General features: G+C 35.7%; 13 protein-coding genes. 12 read left to right on the top strand and 1 reads right to left on the bottom strand.

The annotated features are described in order from the left end of the window. The first annotated feature begins 318 nt into the window (after window positions 1–318). The 11 genes from Q5O30_RS00310 to Q5O30_RS00360 all read left to right on the top strand — a co-directional run bounded on the left by Q5O30_RS00310 (window position 319) and on the right by Q5O30_RS00360 (window position 14,181). The gene (locus tag Q5O30_RS00310) at window positions 319–1,422 is read left to right on the top strand and encodes a hypothetical protein (RefSeq protein WP_021951778.1); all 1,104 of its coding nucleotides are present in this window, start codon (window positions 319–321) and stop codon (window positions 1,420–1,422) included. Between the two features lie 12 nt (window positions 1,423–1,434). Continuing rightward, window positions 1,435–2,316: a hypothetical protein gene (locus Q5O30_RS00315; protein ID WP_021951779.1), complete on the top strand. Its 882-nt coding sequence runs from the start codon at window positions 1,435–1,437 to the stop codon at window positions 2,314–2,316. Window positions 2,317–2,459: 143 nt separating this feature from the next. Next, window positions 2,460–4,364 (top strand): excinuclease ABC subunit UvrC, encoded by a 1,905-nt coding sequence (uvrC, locus tag Q5O30_RS00320; RefSeq protein ID WP_302674484.1) that lies wholly within the window; start codon window positions 2,460–2,462, stop codon window positions 4,362–4,364. Window positions 4,365–4,463: 99 nt separating this feature from the next. Beyond that, window positions 4,464–5,411 carry an HPr(Ser) kinase/phosphatase gene (gene hprK / locus Q5O30_RS00325; RefSeq protein WP_021951781.1) on the top strand — a complete coding sequence of 316 codons (948 nt, stop codon included), beginning with the start codon at window positions 4,464–4,466 and terminating at the stop codon, window positions 5,409–5,411. Between the two features lie 19 nt (window positions 5,412–5,430). Continuing rightward, window positions 5,431–6,372, top strand: a complete 942-nt coding sequence (locus Q5O30_RS00330; RefSeq protein ID WP_021951782.1) for an ROK family glucokinase — start codon at window positions 5,431–5,433, stop codon at window positions 6,370–6,372. A 21-nt stretch (window positions 6,373–6,393) separates the two neighbouring features. After that, the gene (gene murB, locus Q5O30_RS00335; protein WP_021951783.1) at window positions 6,394–7,296 is read left to right on the top strand and encodes a UDP-N-acetylmuramate dehydrogenase; all 903 of its coding nucleotides are present in this window, start codon (window positions 6,394–6,396) and stop codon (window positions 7,294–7,296) included. Between the two features lie 12 nt (window positions 7,297–7,308). Further along, window positions 7,309–8,169 (top strand): RNase adapter RapZ, encoded by an 861-nt coding sequence (gene rapZ, locus Q5O30_RS00340; protein WP_021951784.1) that lies wholly within the window; start codon window positions 7,309–7,311, stop codon window positions 8,167–8,169. Window positions 8,170–8,188: 19 nt separating this feature from the next. Next, window positions 8,189–9,133, top strand: coding sequence for a DNA-binding protein WhiA (gene whiA / locus Q5O30_RS00345; protein WP_021951785.1), 945 nt, complete (start codon window positions 8,189–8,191; stop codon window positions 9,131–9,133). A 65-nt stretch (window positions 9,134–9,198) separates the two neighbouring features. After that, the gene (locus Q5O30_RS00350) at window positions 9,199–9,456 is read left to right on the top strand and encodes an HPr family phosphocarrier protein (protein WP_021951786.1); all 258 of its coding nucleotides are present in this window, start codon (window positions 9,199–9,201) and stop codon (window positions 9,454–9,456) included. 435 nt (window positions 9,457–9,891) lie between these two features. Then, window positions 9,892–13,377, top strand: a complete 3,486-nt coding sequence (locus tag Q5O30_RS00355; RefSeq protein ID WP_021951787.1) for a DNA polymerase III subunit alpha — start codon at window positions 9,892–9,894, stop codon at window positions 13,375–13,377. A gap of 18 nt (window positions 13,378–13,395) precedes the next feature. Next, window positions 13,396–14,181: an RNA methyltransferase gene (locus Q5O30_RS00360; protein WP_021951788.1), complete on the top strand. Its 786-nt coding sequence runs from the start codon at window positions 13,396–13,398 to the stop codon at window positions 14,179–14,181. Between the two features lie 77 nt (window positions 14,182–14,258). Here Q5O30_RS00360 and Q5O30_RS00365 read toward each other — a convergent pair whose 3' ends face one another. Next, window positions 14,259–15,035, bottom strand: coding sequence for an adaptor protein MecA (locus Q5O30_RS00365; protein WP_021951789.1), 777 nt, complete (start codon window positions 15,033–15,035; stop codon window positions 14,259–14,261). A 540-nt stretch (window positions 15,036–15,575) separates the two neighbouring features. On the opposite strand from Q5O30_RS00365, the gene Q5O30_RS00370 reads away from it, so the two are divergent. Beyond that, complete coding sequence (locus tag Q5O30_RS00370; protein ID WP_021951790.1) at window positions 15,576–17,354, top strand: glycosyl hydrolase family 18 protein; 1,779 nt, start codon at window positions 15,576–15,578, stop codon at window positions 17,352–17,354. The last annotated feature ends 31 nt before the right edge of the window (window positions 17,355–17,385 follow it).

The following is a 17,385-nucleotide window of genomic DNA, read 5'->3' on the forward strand; positions in this document are numbered from 1 at the left end:
AAAAGCAGAACCGATTAGACAAATATGAAAAAGAAATAGAGGAATTAAAGAGGCAGCTTGCCGAGAAACAGACAGCGTAAAAGACATAATTATTAGAACAAAGTTATAGAATTCAAATCCCGATTTAGGGGGATGGTCCTATAACTTTTTTCATACAATAGGTTGTAAAAAAATAAAAAAATAATGTAAAAATTTTTCAAAAAATGATGGACAAGAGTTGTGTTTGTGATAGAATAAAATTAGTTTGGAAAGTAGATATTTGGGTATGAATGCTACTACAAAATTGGAATTTAATGTATGAATCAAAGGAGAAAAACGGTGAGGAAAACAGTAAGAAAAATTATGGCATTAGTGCTAATGGGAGTTGCAACTTTCGGTTTGGTTGCATGTGGTAGTGTTGAAGAAAAAACGGGTATTGAAACAAGTGGGAATGATGTTATGAAAATGTCAGGTGAAAAATCACAAATCCATTTAACACAGACAAAAGAAACAGATGCAGGTTTTGAAGTGCCTGATCCTAAAAAGACAAATGGAACAGTTGAGGTTGTTATTCACAAATGTCAATATGCAGAAGAAACTGACGCCACATTTTGCACGGAAAAAAAGGATGAACCAACGTATGATTTATCCTATCTTGGATTTAAGGATAGGGTATATATCACTAACGCTACTGTAGGTAATATTAGCGGAGAAGGGGAATGTCTTGTATTAGTTATTGATGAAAACAAAAATGTGGATATTAATGAAAATTATGCTTATATTGCAGTGCTGGATTATAAAAACAAGAAAAGTTATCTGACAAGGACTGACATATTTGCAGGTTTGGGTGGCAGAGACGAACAGTTGAATCTGTGGGATGTTACGGGAGACGGTAAAGATGAAGTGATTTTGTCCAGCGAACCTAATATGCATGTTGACTGGAATCTTTATGAATTCACAGGTAAGGAATTAAAAAGAATATACAGTAATGTTGAGACGGCAGAGTTGGAGAGAGATGCATTTCGTGTCGAATTGTTGGACGATTATAAAATGAAAATCACAGGAGTTAAATTTAATTATGAGCAGATAATTTCTCTTTTAGATTTAGGATGCCAAAAAAGTGAATTGGAATATGTAGATCCAAATGATTTGGATAGATCAGATAATCAGGCTGCTCGTGTTTACAAAGAAGGCAAACTTGGAATGACTGAAGAAGATACAGCCGGTGCATTGAGTTTACATGCTTTAATGGCAGAAACATGGGATAACCATTATGCGGAATATGATTATTTCAAAGAAAGAAATGATGATAAAACAATCAGGACTTCACTGAGGATTACTATTGGCTCTAAAGAGATTGGTAAGCTGAACGTGTATTTAAAATATGATGCGGAAACTGATTCACTGGTGATTGGCAGGGCAGAATTTGTAGGAGAAAAGTAGGGAGAAAACAAAATGAAAAAGATAGCATTAGTAACTATTTTATCAGCATTAATGATAACTTTAATAGGATGTGGTATATCAAAGAACAAGGTTGAAAATGACACTCCTGAAAAAATAACGGTGAACTATAAAAATGAAATTAAAAAATTAACTGATAAAGAAGTGTTTAAAATGGTTGTGGACGATTTTGATGAGGATGAAGAGGAAGAGGCATTTGCATTAACAAAGGGCAAACAGAACGGAGATGAAAGTGAGTTTGAACTTTGGTTCTTAAATTCGAAGGAAAGCAAAAAATTAGCAGATGCATTCATAGCTACAAGTGACACGTCAATTGAAACAATTAATCTGGGGCATAAGTATGTGCTTTTTAATGAGGTACAGGTGAGACAGAATGATGAAATGAAGACCATAATATATGGAGTGGAAAAAAATCAGGCAGTCGAATTGTATTCTAAAAATAGAATTAATTTATTCGTAGAAAATAATGAACTGTACGCATATAACTATTCATATTATGAATTACAATCCGATTTTAAGGACTGGATGAGTTTGTCTCAACAGAAATATCATTTTAAATGGGATGATAATTCGAAGACATGTAAGGAATACGAGGCTAAAGAAATATCAGAAGAGGAATTCTTTAAAATGTCAAATGCTAAGAACGTAAAGGAAAAAATTGACAATGAAATTAAGAATAAATATTCCAAAACTCTTGAAAATGTAAAATATACTTATTTACTGAGGGAAGATGACACAGTGGATGTTAATATGTTGGTGGAATTAAAGGACAAAAGTCAATATAAGTATTATGTAACGGTTTCATGCAAGGATAATACTTTGGAAACGGACGTGAATATTCTTGAAGGAAACAAAGAGTTAAAATTAAATATTTAAATTGAAATATATGTGAGCTGTTTCTTCAGAGTTTTGTAAGCTTTAAAGAAGCAGCTTTTTTATACGTTATTTTCTAAAATTCAAAATGTATTTCCAATGATTAGTGGCTAGTCATACTGCCTGCAATTTGGTACAATAGCCTTATGAGTGAGTTTAATTTTTCAGAGGAATTGAAGAAAATGCCGGAAACGCCGGGAGTTTATCTTATGCATGATAAACGGGACGACGTTATATATGTAGGTAAGGCAGTTAATTTAAAAAGGCGGGTAAGTTCATATTTTAGGGAAAGCACTAAGAAGAGCCTGAAAATTCAGTCAATGGTTTCAAATATCAAAAGGTTTGAATATATATTGACAGATTCCGAATTAGAGGCTCTCATTTTAGAGTGTAACCTTATAAAAGAATATAGACCAAAGTACAACACCATGCTTATGGATGACAAGACTTATCCATATGTCATGGTTACTTTGCGTGAAGATTATCCGAGAATACTTTTAGCCCGAAGAATGAAAAAAGACAATAATAAATATTTTGGCCCCTTTACCAGTGCCGGGGCAGTTCGTGACACCATAGATTTATTACAGAAAATGTATAAAATCAGAAATTGTAATAAAACCATAATAGATAATAGAAAACCATGGGAGGAACAGGAGAATAAAAAGGAAGTTCCCCATGTTAATGGACGACCTTGTTTGTACTATCATATTGGGCAATGCGATGGAGCGTGTCAGGGATATATATCGAAAGAAAAATATCGGGAGAATGTAGATAAGGCAATAAAATTTCTAGAGGGTAATTACAGAGACACCATCAAGGAACTAGAGGAAAAGATGCAAAAGGCATCGGCAGAACTGGATTTTGAAAAGGCTATGGAGTGCCGTGATTTAATAAACAGTATTAACCACGTGGCAGGTAATCAGAAAATAACAACCCATCAATTTGAAGACAGAGATATTATTGCATATGCAGAAGAGGGAAATGATGCAGTGGTTCAGGTATTTTTTGTGAGAAACGGAAAACTCATAGGAAGGGAACATTTTTATCTGACAACAGTTCCGGGAGATACGGGAAGGGACATTCTTACGAGCTTTATCAAACAATATTATATAGGAACACCTTTTATTCCCCACGAATTACTGGTACAGGAGGAGGTAGAAGAGCCGGAATTATTATCAAAATTGCTTAGCAGAAATCAGAATTATACTGTTAAAATAGTAAATCCTAAAAAGGGAAGTAAGGAAAAGTTAGTGGAACTGGCAGCTAAGAATGCTGAAAATCTGTTAGAGCAAAACAAGGAAAAATACAGACGTGAGCAGAGAAAGACCACAGGTGCAGTTCATGAAATAGAGGAACTTACGGGAATTACCGGAATTCACAGAATGGAGTCATATGATATATCAAATACCAATGGATATGAATCTGTGGCATCCATGATTGTGTATGAGGACGGCAAACCAAAGAGAAATAACTATCGAAAGTTCAAAATTAAATCCGTAAAAGGACCGGACGATTACGCCAGCATGGAAGAGGTTCTTACAAGACGTTTTAAACATGGTTTGGAAGAGCGTGAGAAACTGGATTTAGAAGACGGTGATTACAATATGGGAAGTTTTAGTAAGTTTCCGGATGTGATTTTAATGGACGGAGGAAAAGGACAGGTAAATGTAGCTCTTAAAGTTCTTGACAATTTAGGAATAAATATTCCTGTATGTGGAATGGTTAAGGATGACAATCATAGAACAAGAGGTTTATATTATAATAATGTGGAAATACCAATAGATACCCATTCTGAAGCTTTTAAACTTATTACAAGAATACAGGATGAAACCCACAGATTTGCCATTGAATATCATAGAAGTCTTAGAAATAAAGGACAGGTACATTCTATTTTAGATGATATTCCGGGAGTGGGACCTACAAGGCGAAAAGCACTTATGAGACATTTTAAAACTCTGGAAAATATCAGAACTGCCACGGTGGAGGAATTGGAGAAAGCACCATCTATGAATGAAAATGTGGCTAAGGATGTATATAAGTTCTTTCGCTAAATTTAAAAATAATGTGTACAAAAAAATGCCCGGATGATATTATATCAGACAGGAGTAAAGTTATAAAATATTAATAATAACAGGAGAGGAGAGCATAAAATGGAATCAGATATCAGCATCAAATTTACAAAGATTGTAGAGTATTACAAACTTACAAATCATACACCATCAGTGGATACAGATAAAATTAAGATTACCATACCGGAAGTAAACAGACCGGCATTACAGCTGGCAGGCTTTTTTGAACATTTTGATAAAGAAAGAGTTCAGATTATTGGAAATGTGGAATGTGCATTTTTAGATAACATGGAAAGAAAAAACAGACAATGGGTGTATGAGAAACTGATGAGCAGCGGTATACCGTGTCTTATTCTTTGTCGTGGCAATAAGCCGGATGAGGATATGATTGAAATTGGAGCAAAGCATGGAGTTCCTATTTTATCAACAGATATGGCTACATCCAGATTTAACGCAGAACTGTCAAGATGGTTAAATGTTGAACTGGCACCTTGCATTACAAGACATGGAGTTTTGGTGGATGTTTATGGTGAAGGTGTGCTGATTATGGGTGAAAGCGGAATTGGAAAAAGTGAAGCTGCCCTTGAACTGATAAAGAGAGGACATCGTTTAGTTACAGATGATGTGGTGGAAATCAGAAAAGTAAGTGATGAAACATTGATTGGAACATCACCTGAAATAACCAAGCATTTTATTGAACTTCGAGGCATTGGAATTATTGATGTTAAGGCATTGTTTGGTGTTGAAAGTATTTTGGATACGGCAAACATTGATATGGTTATTAAACTGGAAGAGTGGGATAGAGAAAAAGAATATGACAGAATGGGTCTTGTGGACAATTACATTGAATTTCTGGGAAATAAAGTAGTGTGTCACTCCATTCCTATCAGACCGGGACGAAATCTTGCAGTTATTGTTGAGTCAGCGGCGGTTAACCACAGACAGAAGAGAATGGGATATAATGCGGCACAGGAATTATATAACCGTGTAGAAAAAAATATGAAGAAAGCAACAGAAGACGATGAATAAAATAATTTAGGAGGAAAAAATGAAAGAGTATTGTTTTGGAATTGATGTTGGAGGAACTACAATAAAGATAGGTTTCTTTAAAAATAATGGAGAAGTTTTAGATAAGTGGGAAATTACTACAAGAACAGAAAATTTTGGTGAAAATATTCTTGCAGATATATGTGAGGCTTTAGAGAGTAAATTAGTAAAAGAAGGCATCAGCCTTGATGAAATAGAAGGTATTGGAATTGGACTTCCGGGACCTGTTTTAGCAGATGGAACAGTTTTACAGTGTGTAAATTTAGGATGGGGAACTTTCAATGTTGAACAGAAGCTTTCTGAAATGTTCCATGGTATAAAGGTTAAAGCCGGAAATGATGCAAACGTAGCCGCCCTTGGTGAAGCATGGAAAGGTGGCGGAAAAGGTTATGATGACATTGTAATGATTACTCTTGGAACCGGTGTAGGTGGCGGAGTCATTATTAATGGTAAGATTCTTACAGGCTACAATGGTGGTGCAGGAGAAATCGGACATATGCATATGCAGGATGGAGAAGAGGAACAGTGTAATTGTGGAAGACATGGATGTCTGGAGCAGTATGCATCTGCCACAGGAGTTGTACGACTTGCAAAGAGATATATGGCAGCTCATAATGACGAAAAATTAAATGAATTCGGGGAAAATATTACAGCTAAAGATGTTTTTGATTTGGCAAAAGAAGGAAATGAAGGTGCAATAACCATAACAAAGCAGATGGGCAACTATCTTGGAAAGGCCATGTCACATATTGCAGCGACAGTAAACCCACAGGCGTTTATCATAGGTGGAGGAGTAAGTAAGGCAGGTTCATACCTTATTGATGTTGTAAAGGATACATATAGGGAAACATGTTTTTCAGCATGTGGAGATGCAGCAGTTCATTTGGCAGAATTGGGAAATGATGCAGGAATGTTTGGTTCAGCAGCATTAATAATAAAATAATTTGTTAGGAGTGATTTTTTCATGACACAGCAGTTAATAGACAACTTAAAGGAAATTGTTGGAGAAGAATTTGTTAAGGAAAACGAAAATATGGCAAAGCACTGTACCTTTAAGTGCGGTGGAAATGCAGCCCTTTACGTAATTCCGGGGTCAATAGATGAATTAGTGGATATAGTAAAGGCATGCAGAGCGGAAAATGCACCATATATGGTTATAGGTAACGGAAGTAATATCCTTGTAAGAGATGAGGGATATGATGGCATAATAATTGAAGTAAATTCAAGGATTAATACCATAGATGTTATCGGAGAGGAAATTGTGGCAGATGCCGGAGCCAAATTATCAGCAATTGCCATGACGGCAGCAGTAAATGACTTAGGTGGTTTTGAATTTGCCCATGGAATACCGGGAAATGTAGGCGGAGCCGTTGTTATGAATGCAGGGGCTTATGGTGGTGAAATGAAGGATGTAATTAAGTGGGTAAAGGTTTTAGACAAGGATGGAAATGTCAGAAAACTAGATATATCAGAACTTGATATGGGATATAGAACCAGCAGAATTGCAAAAGAAGGAATGATAGTTCTTCAGATGTGTATTGGCTTATTTATAGGAACTTCAGAGGAAATCAGTTTGATTATGCAGATGCTTATGCAAAAGAGAAAGGCAAAGCAGCCGTTGGAATTCCCAAGTGCCGGAAGTACATTCAAAAGGCCTGAGGGCTATTTTGCCGGAAAGCTTATTGAAGATGCAGGTCTTAAAGGCTACAGGGTAGGCGGTGCCATGGTTTCAGAAAAGCATTGTGGATTTGTTATTAATTACAGTAATGCAACGGCAACTGATGTTTTGCAGGTTATAAATGACGTGGAGAAAACTGTAAAAGAGAAATTTAATGTTACATTAGAACCGGAAGTTAAAATTATTTAAAGGGAGACAGCAATGCGGTTTGTTATAGTTACAGGAATGTCAGGAGCCGGAAAAATTACGGCTCTTAAGATATTCGAGGATAATGGATATTATTGTGTAGACAATTTGCCTATAGATTTAATAGAAAATTTTGCTGATTTACTGTTTAGTCAGACCAGCGAAAAAAACAAGGTTGCCATTGGAGTTGATATAAGAAGTGGCAACAATTTAGACAGAATAAATGAAGTATTGGAAAATCTGCGTATTAAGGACCAGAATTATGAGATTCTGTTTTTAGACTGCAATAACAGCACCTTAATTAAGCGTTTTAAAGAAACAAGAAGAAGCCATCCTATGGGTGATGCGGACAGTGTTGAAAATGAAATTAACACAGAAAGAAAAAAGCTTGCATTTTTAAGAAAGCAGGCAGACTATATTATTGATACCAGCAATCTTCTTGTGAGAAATTTAAGAACTGAAATTGAAAAGATTTTTGTTATGAATAAGGAATACAGAAACCTTTTTGTAACAATAATGTCTTTTGGCTTCAAATTTGGAGTGCCGGCAGACTGTGATTTGGTTTTTGATGTGAGGTTTTTGCCCAACCCTTATTATATTCCGGAGTTAAAGCATAAAACCGGTGAAGATAAGGAAGTGCAGGATTTTGTATTAGATTCGGAAGTATCTAAGGAATTTTTAGAGAAACTTACGGATATGGTAAAATTTTTGATTCCTAATTACATAGATGAAGGAAAAAACCAGCTGGTTATTGGAATAGGATGTACCGGAGGACATCACAGGTCAGTAACCGTGGCGAAGGAATTGTACAAGCAGCTTGACAGTGCAGATGCAGGATACGGCATCAGAATAGCCCATAGGGATATTACCAGATAAAATCATGGAGGAAAATATTATGAGTTTCTCCCAAGAGGTGAAAGAAGAGTTAGCCACTCACATAAGTAGTGCAATGCATTGTAAGATTGCAGAGACTGCGGCTATTTTATCCATGTGTGGAAGTGTTGCCATTGACGAAAATGGAAAGTATTCCGTGAGATTCCGTACTGAAACCAAGGTAACGGCAGATAAGCTTAAGCAGCTTTTATGGAAAACTTTTCGTATTGAGACAGAAATTGTATCAAGAAATAATGCATATTCAAAAAGTCAAAAGACATATACTATTACCATAAAGGAACATGATGAGGCGTTAAAAGTTTTGCAGGCAACGAAACTGATTAATTCTTATGGTGATATAGAGGAGAATTTATCAATAACAAATAATGTTATTATAATGAAGGACTGTTGCAAACGTGCCTTTATCAGAGGGGCGTTTATGGCAGCAGGTTCCATTAATGATCCTCAGAAATCCTACCACTTTGAGATAAAGTGTAGCAGTGATAAAAAGTCGGAACAAATAATAAATTTACTTAAAAATTTCAATATTGAAGCGAAAACAGTTGCAAGAAAAGGTCATTTTGTGGTATATATCAAAGAAGGCGAAGGAATTATTAATGTTTTAAATGTTATGGAGGCTCACGTTGCTTTAATGAAAATGGAAAATATCCGTATTCTTAAGGATATGAGTAACTACTATAACAGGCAGGTTAATTGTGAAACTGCAAACATTAAAAAGACGGTTTCTACTTCTATAAGACAGATTGATGACATAAATATGATTATAGAAAAAAAAGGTTTGTCGTATTTACCTGAAAAATTACAGGATATTGCTACTGTCAGAGTGGAAAATCCTGATGCTTCATTACAGGAGCTAGGGGAAATGCTGGACCCGCCATTAGGAAAGTCGGGAGTTAATCATCGGTTAAGAAAGATTTGTCGTATTGCAGACGAATTGAGGGATTAACTGCTGAAAATTTGGTCCCATTGCAAATGAATTAAGGGAATGACCCTTTAGAAAGGAAGTATAAAATGACAACAAAGGACATTACGATTGATATCAAGCAGGGTGTGGAAGCTAGCCCGGTGGCTAAATGTGTACAGGTTGCAAGCCAGTTTGAAAGTAAAATCTATGTTGAGTACGAGACAAAGAAGGTTAATGCAAAGAGCATTATGGGAATGATGGCTTTAGGACTTGTGCCGGGACAGACAGTAAAGGTTTCTGCAGATGGTGCAGATGAGGCACAGGCAATAGAAAGCATAGAAAAATATTTAGGAAACAAAAATTAAGAAATTAAATTAGAGTAAAATAAAACGAGCCGGCTTAGGGTTGATAAAGTCAACTATGGAGCCGGTTCTTTTTATTATGGACAAAAGGGGAGTAATGATGTTGTTATATCAGGAAAACTAAAAAATAACAGAATATACAAAAAAATGGACACTTGAAAAAATATGTGAAAAATAAGATACTAATACTAACAAATGAAAAGCAAAAAAATATTATTAGCATATTAACTATCTTTGAATGTTTTTCTCTATATAATTTTTTAAAACCCCGGGTCTTTTAAGGCCTGGGGTTTTAAAATGCAGTAATTATTATAAAAAAGCGGAAATATGAACCTAAGAATTTTATAACCAAATGGAAGGGAAACTGTGTTATACTTGTATTTAGAATTGACGGTGTAGAAAATATGCATGGGCATAAAGACAGGAAAGCAGGTATATATGAGTTTTACACATTTACACGTCCATACAGAGTTTAGTTTGTTAGACGGTTCAAGTAAAATAAAAGAAATAACTAAGAGAGCTAAAGAGCTGGGAATGGATAGTCTTGCCATTACAGACCATGGCGTAATGTATGGGGCAATAGATTTTTACCGTGCGGCATTGGCTAACGGCATAAAACCCATAATAGGTTGTGAGGTGTATGTAGCTCCCGGTTCAAGATTTGATAAAGAAGCAAATGCAGGTGAGGACAGGTACTATCACCTTATTTTGCTTGCAGAAAATAATAAAGGATATGCTAATTTATGCAAAATAGTATCTAAGGGATTTGTAGATGGTTTTTACTATAAGCCCAGAGTAGATTATGAAGTATTAAGGGAGTTTCACGAAGGAATTATATGCCTTAGTGCCTGTCTTGCAGGAGAAGTCCAGAGATTTCTTGCAAGAGGGGATTATCAGGCAGGAAAAGAGGCAGCACTTAGATACTTAGATATATTTGGTAAGGATAATTATTTTTTGGAATTACAGGATCATGGTATTTTGGAGCAAAAAACTGTTAATCAGCAGCTTTTAAGATTAAGTGATGAATTGGGAGTGGACTTAGTATGTACCAATGACGTTCATTACACTTATGCAGATGATGTGGAAGCCCACGATATTTTATTGTGTATTCAGACAGGAAAAAAGAAGTCTGATGAAGACAGAATGAGATATGAAGGGGGACAATACTATTTAAAATCTCCTGAGGAAATGGCGGATTTATTTAAGTATGCTCCCCAGGCTTTGGAAAATACAGAAAAAATAGCTAAGCGTTGTAATGTAACCTTTGAATTTGGAGTAACTAAAATCCCAAGTTTCCCTGTCCCAAAGGGGTATACATCATGGACATATTTAAAGGAATTATGTGAAAATGGTTTACATAAAAGATATCCGGTGTTTAAAGGTGAAAAGGACGAAAACTGTAAGCTTTCCAGGGAAGAATTAGAAGACAGACTTAATTATGAACTTAATACAATAAAAAGTATGGGTTACATTGAATATTTCCTTATTGTATGGGATTTTATTCATTTTGCCAAATCCAGCGGAATTGCCGTAGGCCCGGGAAGAGGCTCTGCAGCAGGAAGCATTGTGTCTTATTGCCTTGAGATTACAGATATAGAGCCAATGAGATATAATCTGATTTTTGAGCGATTCCTTAATCCTGAAAGAGTTTCCATGCCTGATATTGACGTGGACTTTTGTATTGAAAGAAGACAGGAAGTTATTGATTATGTAGGAAGAAAATATGGAAAAGACCATGTGGCACAGATTGTAACCTTTGGAACACTGAAGGCAAAGGGAGTAATACGTGATGTGGCCAGGGTACTTGATATGCCTTATGCCCAGGCAGATGCCATTGCCAAAATGATACCAAATGATCTCCATATGACTCTTGATATAGCATTAAAGCAAAGCAAGGAATTAAGGGATTTATATGAAGGGGATTCGGATGTAAAGTATCTTATTGATATGTCAAAAAGACTTGAGGGACTCCCAAGACACGCATCCATGCACGCGGCGGGAGTTGTTATTTGCGGAAAGCCGGTAGATGAATATGTACCTTTGTCCAGAGCCTCAGACGGCTCCATAACTACCCAGTACATAATGACAACATTAGAGGAACTGGGACTTTTGAAAATGGACTTTTTAGGTCTTAGAAACCTTACGGTTATACAAAATGCCCTAAGATTCATTAAGAAAAACAGAGGTCTTGATATTGATTTAAACAAAATAGATTATTCAGATAAAAATGTACTTCACTATATTGGTACCGGAAATACAGAAGGAATATTCCAGCTAGAAAGCAGCGGAATGAAAAGCTTCATGAAGGAATTAAAACCTGAAAGCCTTGAAGATATTATAGCGGGAATTTCTTTGTACAGACCGGGACCGATGGATTTCATTCCAAAATATATTGAGGGAAAAAATAATGCAGACAGCGTAACCTACGATTGTCCTCAACTTGAGAGTATATTAGAGCCAACCTACGGATGTATCGTTTATCAGGAACAGGTAATGCAGATAGTCCGTGACCTGGCAGGATTTTCTCTGGGACGAAGCGATTTGTTAAGAAGAGCAATGTCAAAGAAAAAAGCGGATGTTATGGCAAAGGAACGAAAGGTTTTTGTTTACGGTGACGAGTCAGAAAACATCAAGGGATGTGTAAACAATGGAATAAGCGAGTCAATTGCCAATAAAATATACGACGAAATGACGGTTTTTGCTCAGTACGCCTTTAATAAGTCCCATGCTGCGGCATATGCTGTGGTTACATACCAGACAGCGTACCTTAAATACTATTATACTGCTGAATTTATGGCAGCGATGTTGTCGTCAGTTATGGATATGACTGACAAGGTAGCAGAATATGTATATTCCTGTCGCTCCATGGGAATAAAAATTTTGCCACCGGACATAAATGAAGGTGAAAGCGGATTTTCAGCTAAAGGAGACAGTATCAGATATGGTCTTACAGCAATAAAAAATGTAGGAAAAGCTGTTATCGACAATATAGTAGCTGAAAGAGAGGCTCGTGGAATATATAAAGACCTTGAAGATTTCATTTCAAGGACAGCACCTCTTGGAGTAAATAAAAGAGCCATTGAAAATTTCATTAAGGCGGGAGCCTTTGATTCATTTGGTGCCACGAGAAAGCAGATGATGATGGTTTATGTTCAGATTGTGGACAGTGTAAACCAGGATAAAAAAGATACCATGCAGGGACAAATGTCATTGTTTGACATTGCCGATGAGGACCAGAAAAAGAATTACAAAATGCAAATGCCAAAAGTTGGTGAATATGATAATGACCAGAAGCTTGAATTTGAAAAGGAAGTTATTGGAATATATGCCAGTGGTCATCCTCTATCTGACATGGAAGAAAAGTGGAAACGTGTTATTACAAATATGAGTCTTGATTTTGCTGTTCCTGAAGAAGGGGAAAGTTATAAAATAAAGGACAAAAGCCGGGTTACGGTAGGAGGTATAATAACCACTGTAACGAGAAAATTCACAAAGCGTGGAGAACAGATGGCGTTTTTAACTTTGGAAGATTTAGTGGGAACTGTGGAAATCGTTGTTTTTCCAAGAGAATTTGATAAATATAGGGAAATTCTAATGGAAGGCAGAAAAATATTTATCACAGGAGAGGCAGATATACAGGAAAATGCTCCGGGAAAGGTTAAGGCAAGTGAAATAAAAGAGTTTGTTCAGGTTCCGTCAGAGCTTTGGATAGCCTTTAAGGATAAGGAAGCCTATATTGCCGGGGAACAGAAGTTAATCAGTCTTTTATCTGAAAATAAAGGAAATGACAGAGTTATGATAGCATTGGCGAAGGAGCGTCAGAGAAAAATGATGCCGGCACAGTACAGGGTAGATGCCAATAAGAATTTTGTTGAAAAATTAAAGGAAATCTACGGAGAGGATTTAGTAAAGCTTCTCCAGTAAAAAATGGGAGATTAGGATATGCTAATTACATCAGCTACAAATGCTCATATAAAAAATATTATAAGTCTTAAAGAAAAGTCTAAAGTGCGAAAATCCACCGGGTTGTTTACGGTAGAAGGCATTAAGATGTTTTTGGAGGTCCCAAGGGACGAACTGAAAGAGATTTATGTTTCAGAAAGTTTTGAAAAAGAAAACAAGGACAGTCTTAAAGGCTATAGCTACAATATAGTAAGTGATAACATATTTAAAAAAATATCAGATACTGTTACACCGCAGGGAGTTTTAGCCATAGTAAAGCAAAAAAAATATACCGTAGAGGATATAATTGAAAAACGTAATAAAAATGGCAGCTGTATTGTGGTATTAGACCGGTTGCAGGATCCGGGAAATTTGGGAACAATTGTGAGAACCGGTGAGGGAGCAGGAATTTCAGGCATAATAATGAGCAGTGATTGTGCAGATATATATAACCCAAAGGTAATACGTTCAACTATGGGTTCCATATTCAGGGTTCCTTTTGCCATTTCCCATAATTTGCCGGAGGACATAGACAAGTTAAAACAAAGGGGTATTACAACCTACGCAGCACATCTAAAGGGGGATTTGTACCACAACGATGTGTTTAACAGGGATGTTGCACTGCTAATTGGCAACGAGGCAAGGGGCCTTAGTCAGGAAGTGTCACAAAAGGCGGATAGGCTTATAAAGATACCTATGGAAGGAAAGGTGGAATCATTAAATGCAGCAATTGCCACGGCAATTCTTATGTATGAAGCAAAAGCTGTCAGGGACAAAATACAATAGATGAAATATAATTAACATAAAAATAACCGGGCATTAACGATTTGAAATCGTTAGAACCCGGTTATTTTAGGTTATAATTAATAGGCAATAGAAGCCAGCTTCTCAACAGCATGATCTGCAATAATTACTTCATAATGCTCATTAAGATATGCCGGTTTAAAAGCCGTCACATCTTCGGTCCTGCCGTATTCTGAAATAAGTCCTCTGGCCCTTGCTACAAAAAATTCGTCTTTTGAAGTAAAAAGAACGTTAAGATAATATCTGCCATCTAAAGGAGACTTATATAGGGAGCTTTCACCTGAAAATTCATCATTTAAAATTCCTGCTAAATCAATTAAAACATTCAAATCATCATAAGAAGAAAGAAGATGGACTGAATATTCCTCTAATTTAGGCTGATTATTATCTTTATCTAAAGAAGATTCCTCATCTAAAGGAGCTTCGTCATCGTAGTCATCTAAAGAATCCTCTATTATTTCATCAAAATCATCAAGTTCAACCCCTGCATCACCAAAATGTGCATATAAGCTTTCCTTAATTTTTTCCTTTAATTCCTCAGGAAAACCGTTGGAAAACAATGAAGGATAGTGATGACCATCCTCATCCTGATTAGGAACCTTAGTTATAACCAGAACAATACCATCAGAAGGAATCGGTGTGGCTTCCACCATTAATGGAATGTTACTAACATCAAAACCGAAATCATCATTTGCCTGACGCATCATGTCCTGAAAAAGTTCTTTAATCTTTATGGAACCATATGCCAACTCACTTATTGTAATGTCACGATCCTCAAGGTCCTCCCTGGTTAAGGTACAGCGAATCTGATTGTCATTGATTTTTTCAATTTTCATAAAAATCACCTCTCATTCGAATAGATTCGTTATAATACAAAAACATTTATGATACTAGTATATCCAATAAACCTAAAAGTGTAAAGATTTTAGGTTAGCAATATCTTACAAGTACAATATATATACTGTAAAAATGTACAAAGTATGACAAAATTTTTAAAAATGGTAACAGCTTAGCCATGCGATACAGTTACAGCTCAGCCATCCCAGCTCGAATCCACAGGCATAGCTGTTACAAAAAATAGGTTGCAATATATAAACAATATGATATAATCGGTTTAAGGTTAAATGAATAATACGGAAACATAGCATAACAATAACTAAAATTAGTATTTCACAAGAAAGTTTATGGTTTCCCCATGAATGTAGACTTCTGTACTATTATAGTGCAGAAGTTTTCATATGTAAGGGAAAATACTGTATGCAGTCTTTTTTATTTATGGTATGATAAAAGTGTTATGTTCCATTTATGGGACATTTCCGACGAAATGCCTCTGATTAAAGGTAGGGACATTACATTTATTATAAGGAGGAATTACAGTGAGAAAAAACGTAAGATATATTGCACTTACCGCATTAGTGATTTCAGCGTTTGTTTTATCAGGATGTGATATGTTTAGAAAGACTAATGATGGAAAAGTGGACTTAAAATGGTATATGGGACTTACCTATGAAGATGACAATGGTAAGGATGTTAATTACACTACCAAAAGCGGTGACAGTGTAGTGGCAGTTGCATTAGAGGATAAATATAGCGAACAGTACGGAATTATGAAGGATGCAGATGTATTTGTAAGCATTGACATGGTTAAAGACAATATAGACCCAAGATTTTACTATGATAAAAGCAATGGGAGTTTAATGTTTACCAACGCAACAACTTCCTATGAAATGCCTCTTAATGAAAATGTTATAGACAAGGAAAAGGTTAATTATACAACCTGCATTAAAGAAAATAAAAAATGCTATATAAATATAGAAACCGTTAAAAAATTTGTAGATATTAATTATAAATTAACTAAGGCAGAAGGTGATGCACCGGCTATTTTAAGTATTACATATAAAAGTGGAAAGAAAAATATAATGACTACTGACAGTAATATTGAAATGCGTACTAAAGGTGATTACCAGAACCTTATAGTAAAAGAAATTTCAAAGGGAACAAAGGTTACAGTTATAGAAAGTGGCAAGAACTGGGATAAAGTACGAACAGAAAACGGCTATATCGGATACATTCCCGTATCGGAGTTAAATGATAGTGGAACCCAGGAGGTTTCATTTAAAAATGACGATGATACATACACTCATGTAACATTAGATACAAAGGTGAGTCTGGCATGGAATCAGATATATAATCAGAATGCCAATAACAACTTTGATGAACTGACAGCAAATGTTAAAGGGGTAAATGTTATTTCCCCTACATGGTTTTCATTGGTGGATAAAAACGGAAATCTGTCATCCCTTGCAGATTTAAATTATGTGGAAAAAGCCCATAAAAAGGGAATGCAGGTGTGGGCGTTAGTTAATGACTTTACAGACAGGAAACTTACAAAGAAGGTATTAACATCAACTGCTCTTAGAAAGAAATTTATTAACAATATAATGTATTTTGCAGACAGTTATGAACTAGACGGCGTTAATATTGACTTTGAATATATAACAGAAGAGATTATTGATGACTATCTTCAGTTCCTTAGGGAATTATCCATTGAGTGTAGGGCTGCTAAAAAAGTTCTTTCGGTAGATAATTATGCACCATCTAAATGGAGTGCCTATTATGACAGAAAGCAGCAGATTAAATTAGTGGATTATTTGATTATAATGAATTATGATGAACATACTTCTGCAAGTGATGAGGCAGGTTCAGTGTCATCTATGTCTTATGCACAAAATTCAATTAAAGATACTTTGGAAGAAACAGGAAATTCTGACAGAGTAATAAATGGAATGCCGTTTTATACAAGAATCTGGGAAACAAAAAGTGAAGAGGATGGCAATGCAGATGGTTCAGGAAAGCTTATTGAAGATGCAGCAAATGGAAATTATTATTTATCAAGCAAGGCTGTTGGAATGAATGCCGCAAAGAAAGAATACAAGGCTGCAGGAGTTAAGCCGGCTTTTGACGAAACTACAGGACAGAATTTTGTAACGTATACAAAGGGAAGCAGTACTTTCATGATTTGGCTTGAGGATGAAACATCAGTTAAGTCAAGGCTGGAATTAATGAATAAGTACAAATTAGGAGGAGCTGCTTACTGGTCATTAGGTCAGGAAGAGGACGGCATCTGGAAAACAATTTCAGAATATTTTAAATAATAGTCATAATTTACATTTTTGCCTCATATAA

Origin of the sequence: Eubacterium sp. CAG:161 (genome assembly GCF_000432355.1) — a bacterium.
In the GTDB taxonomy this organism is placed as follows: domain Bacteria; phylum Bacillota; class Clostridia; order Lachnospirales; family Lachnospiraceae; genus Eubacterium_G; species Eubacterium_G segne.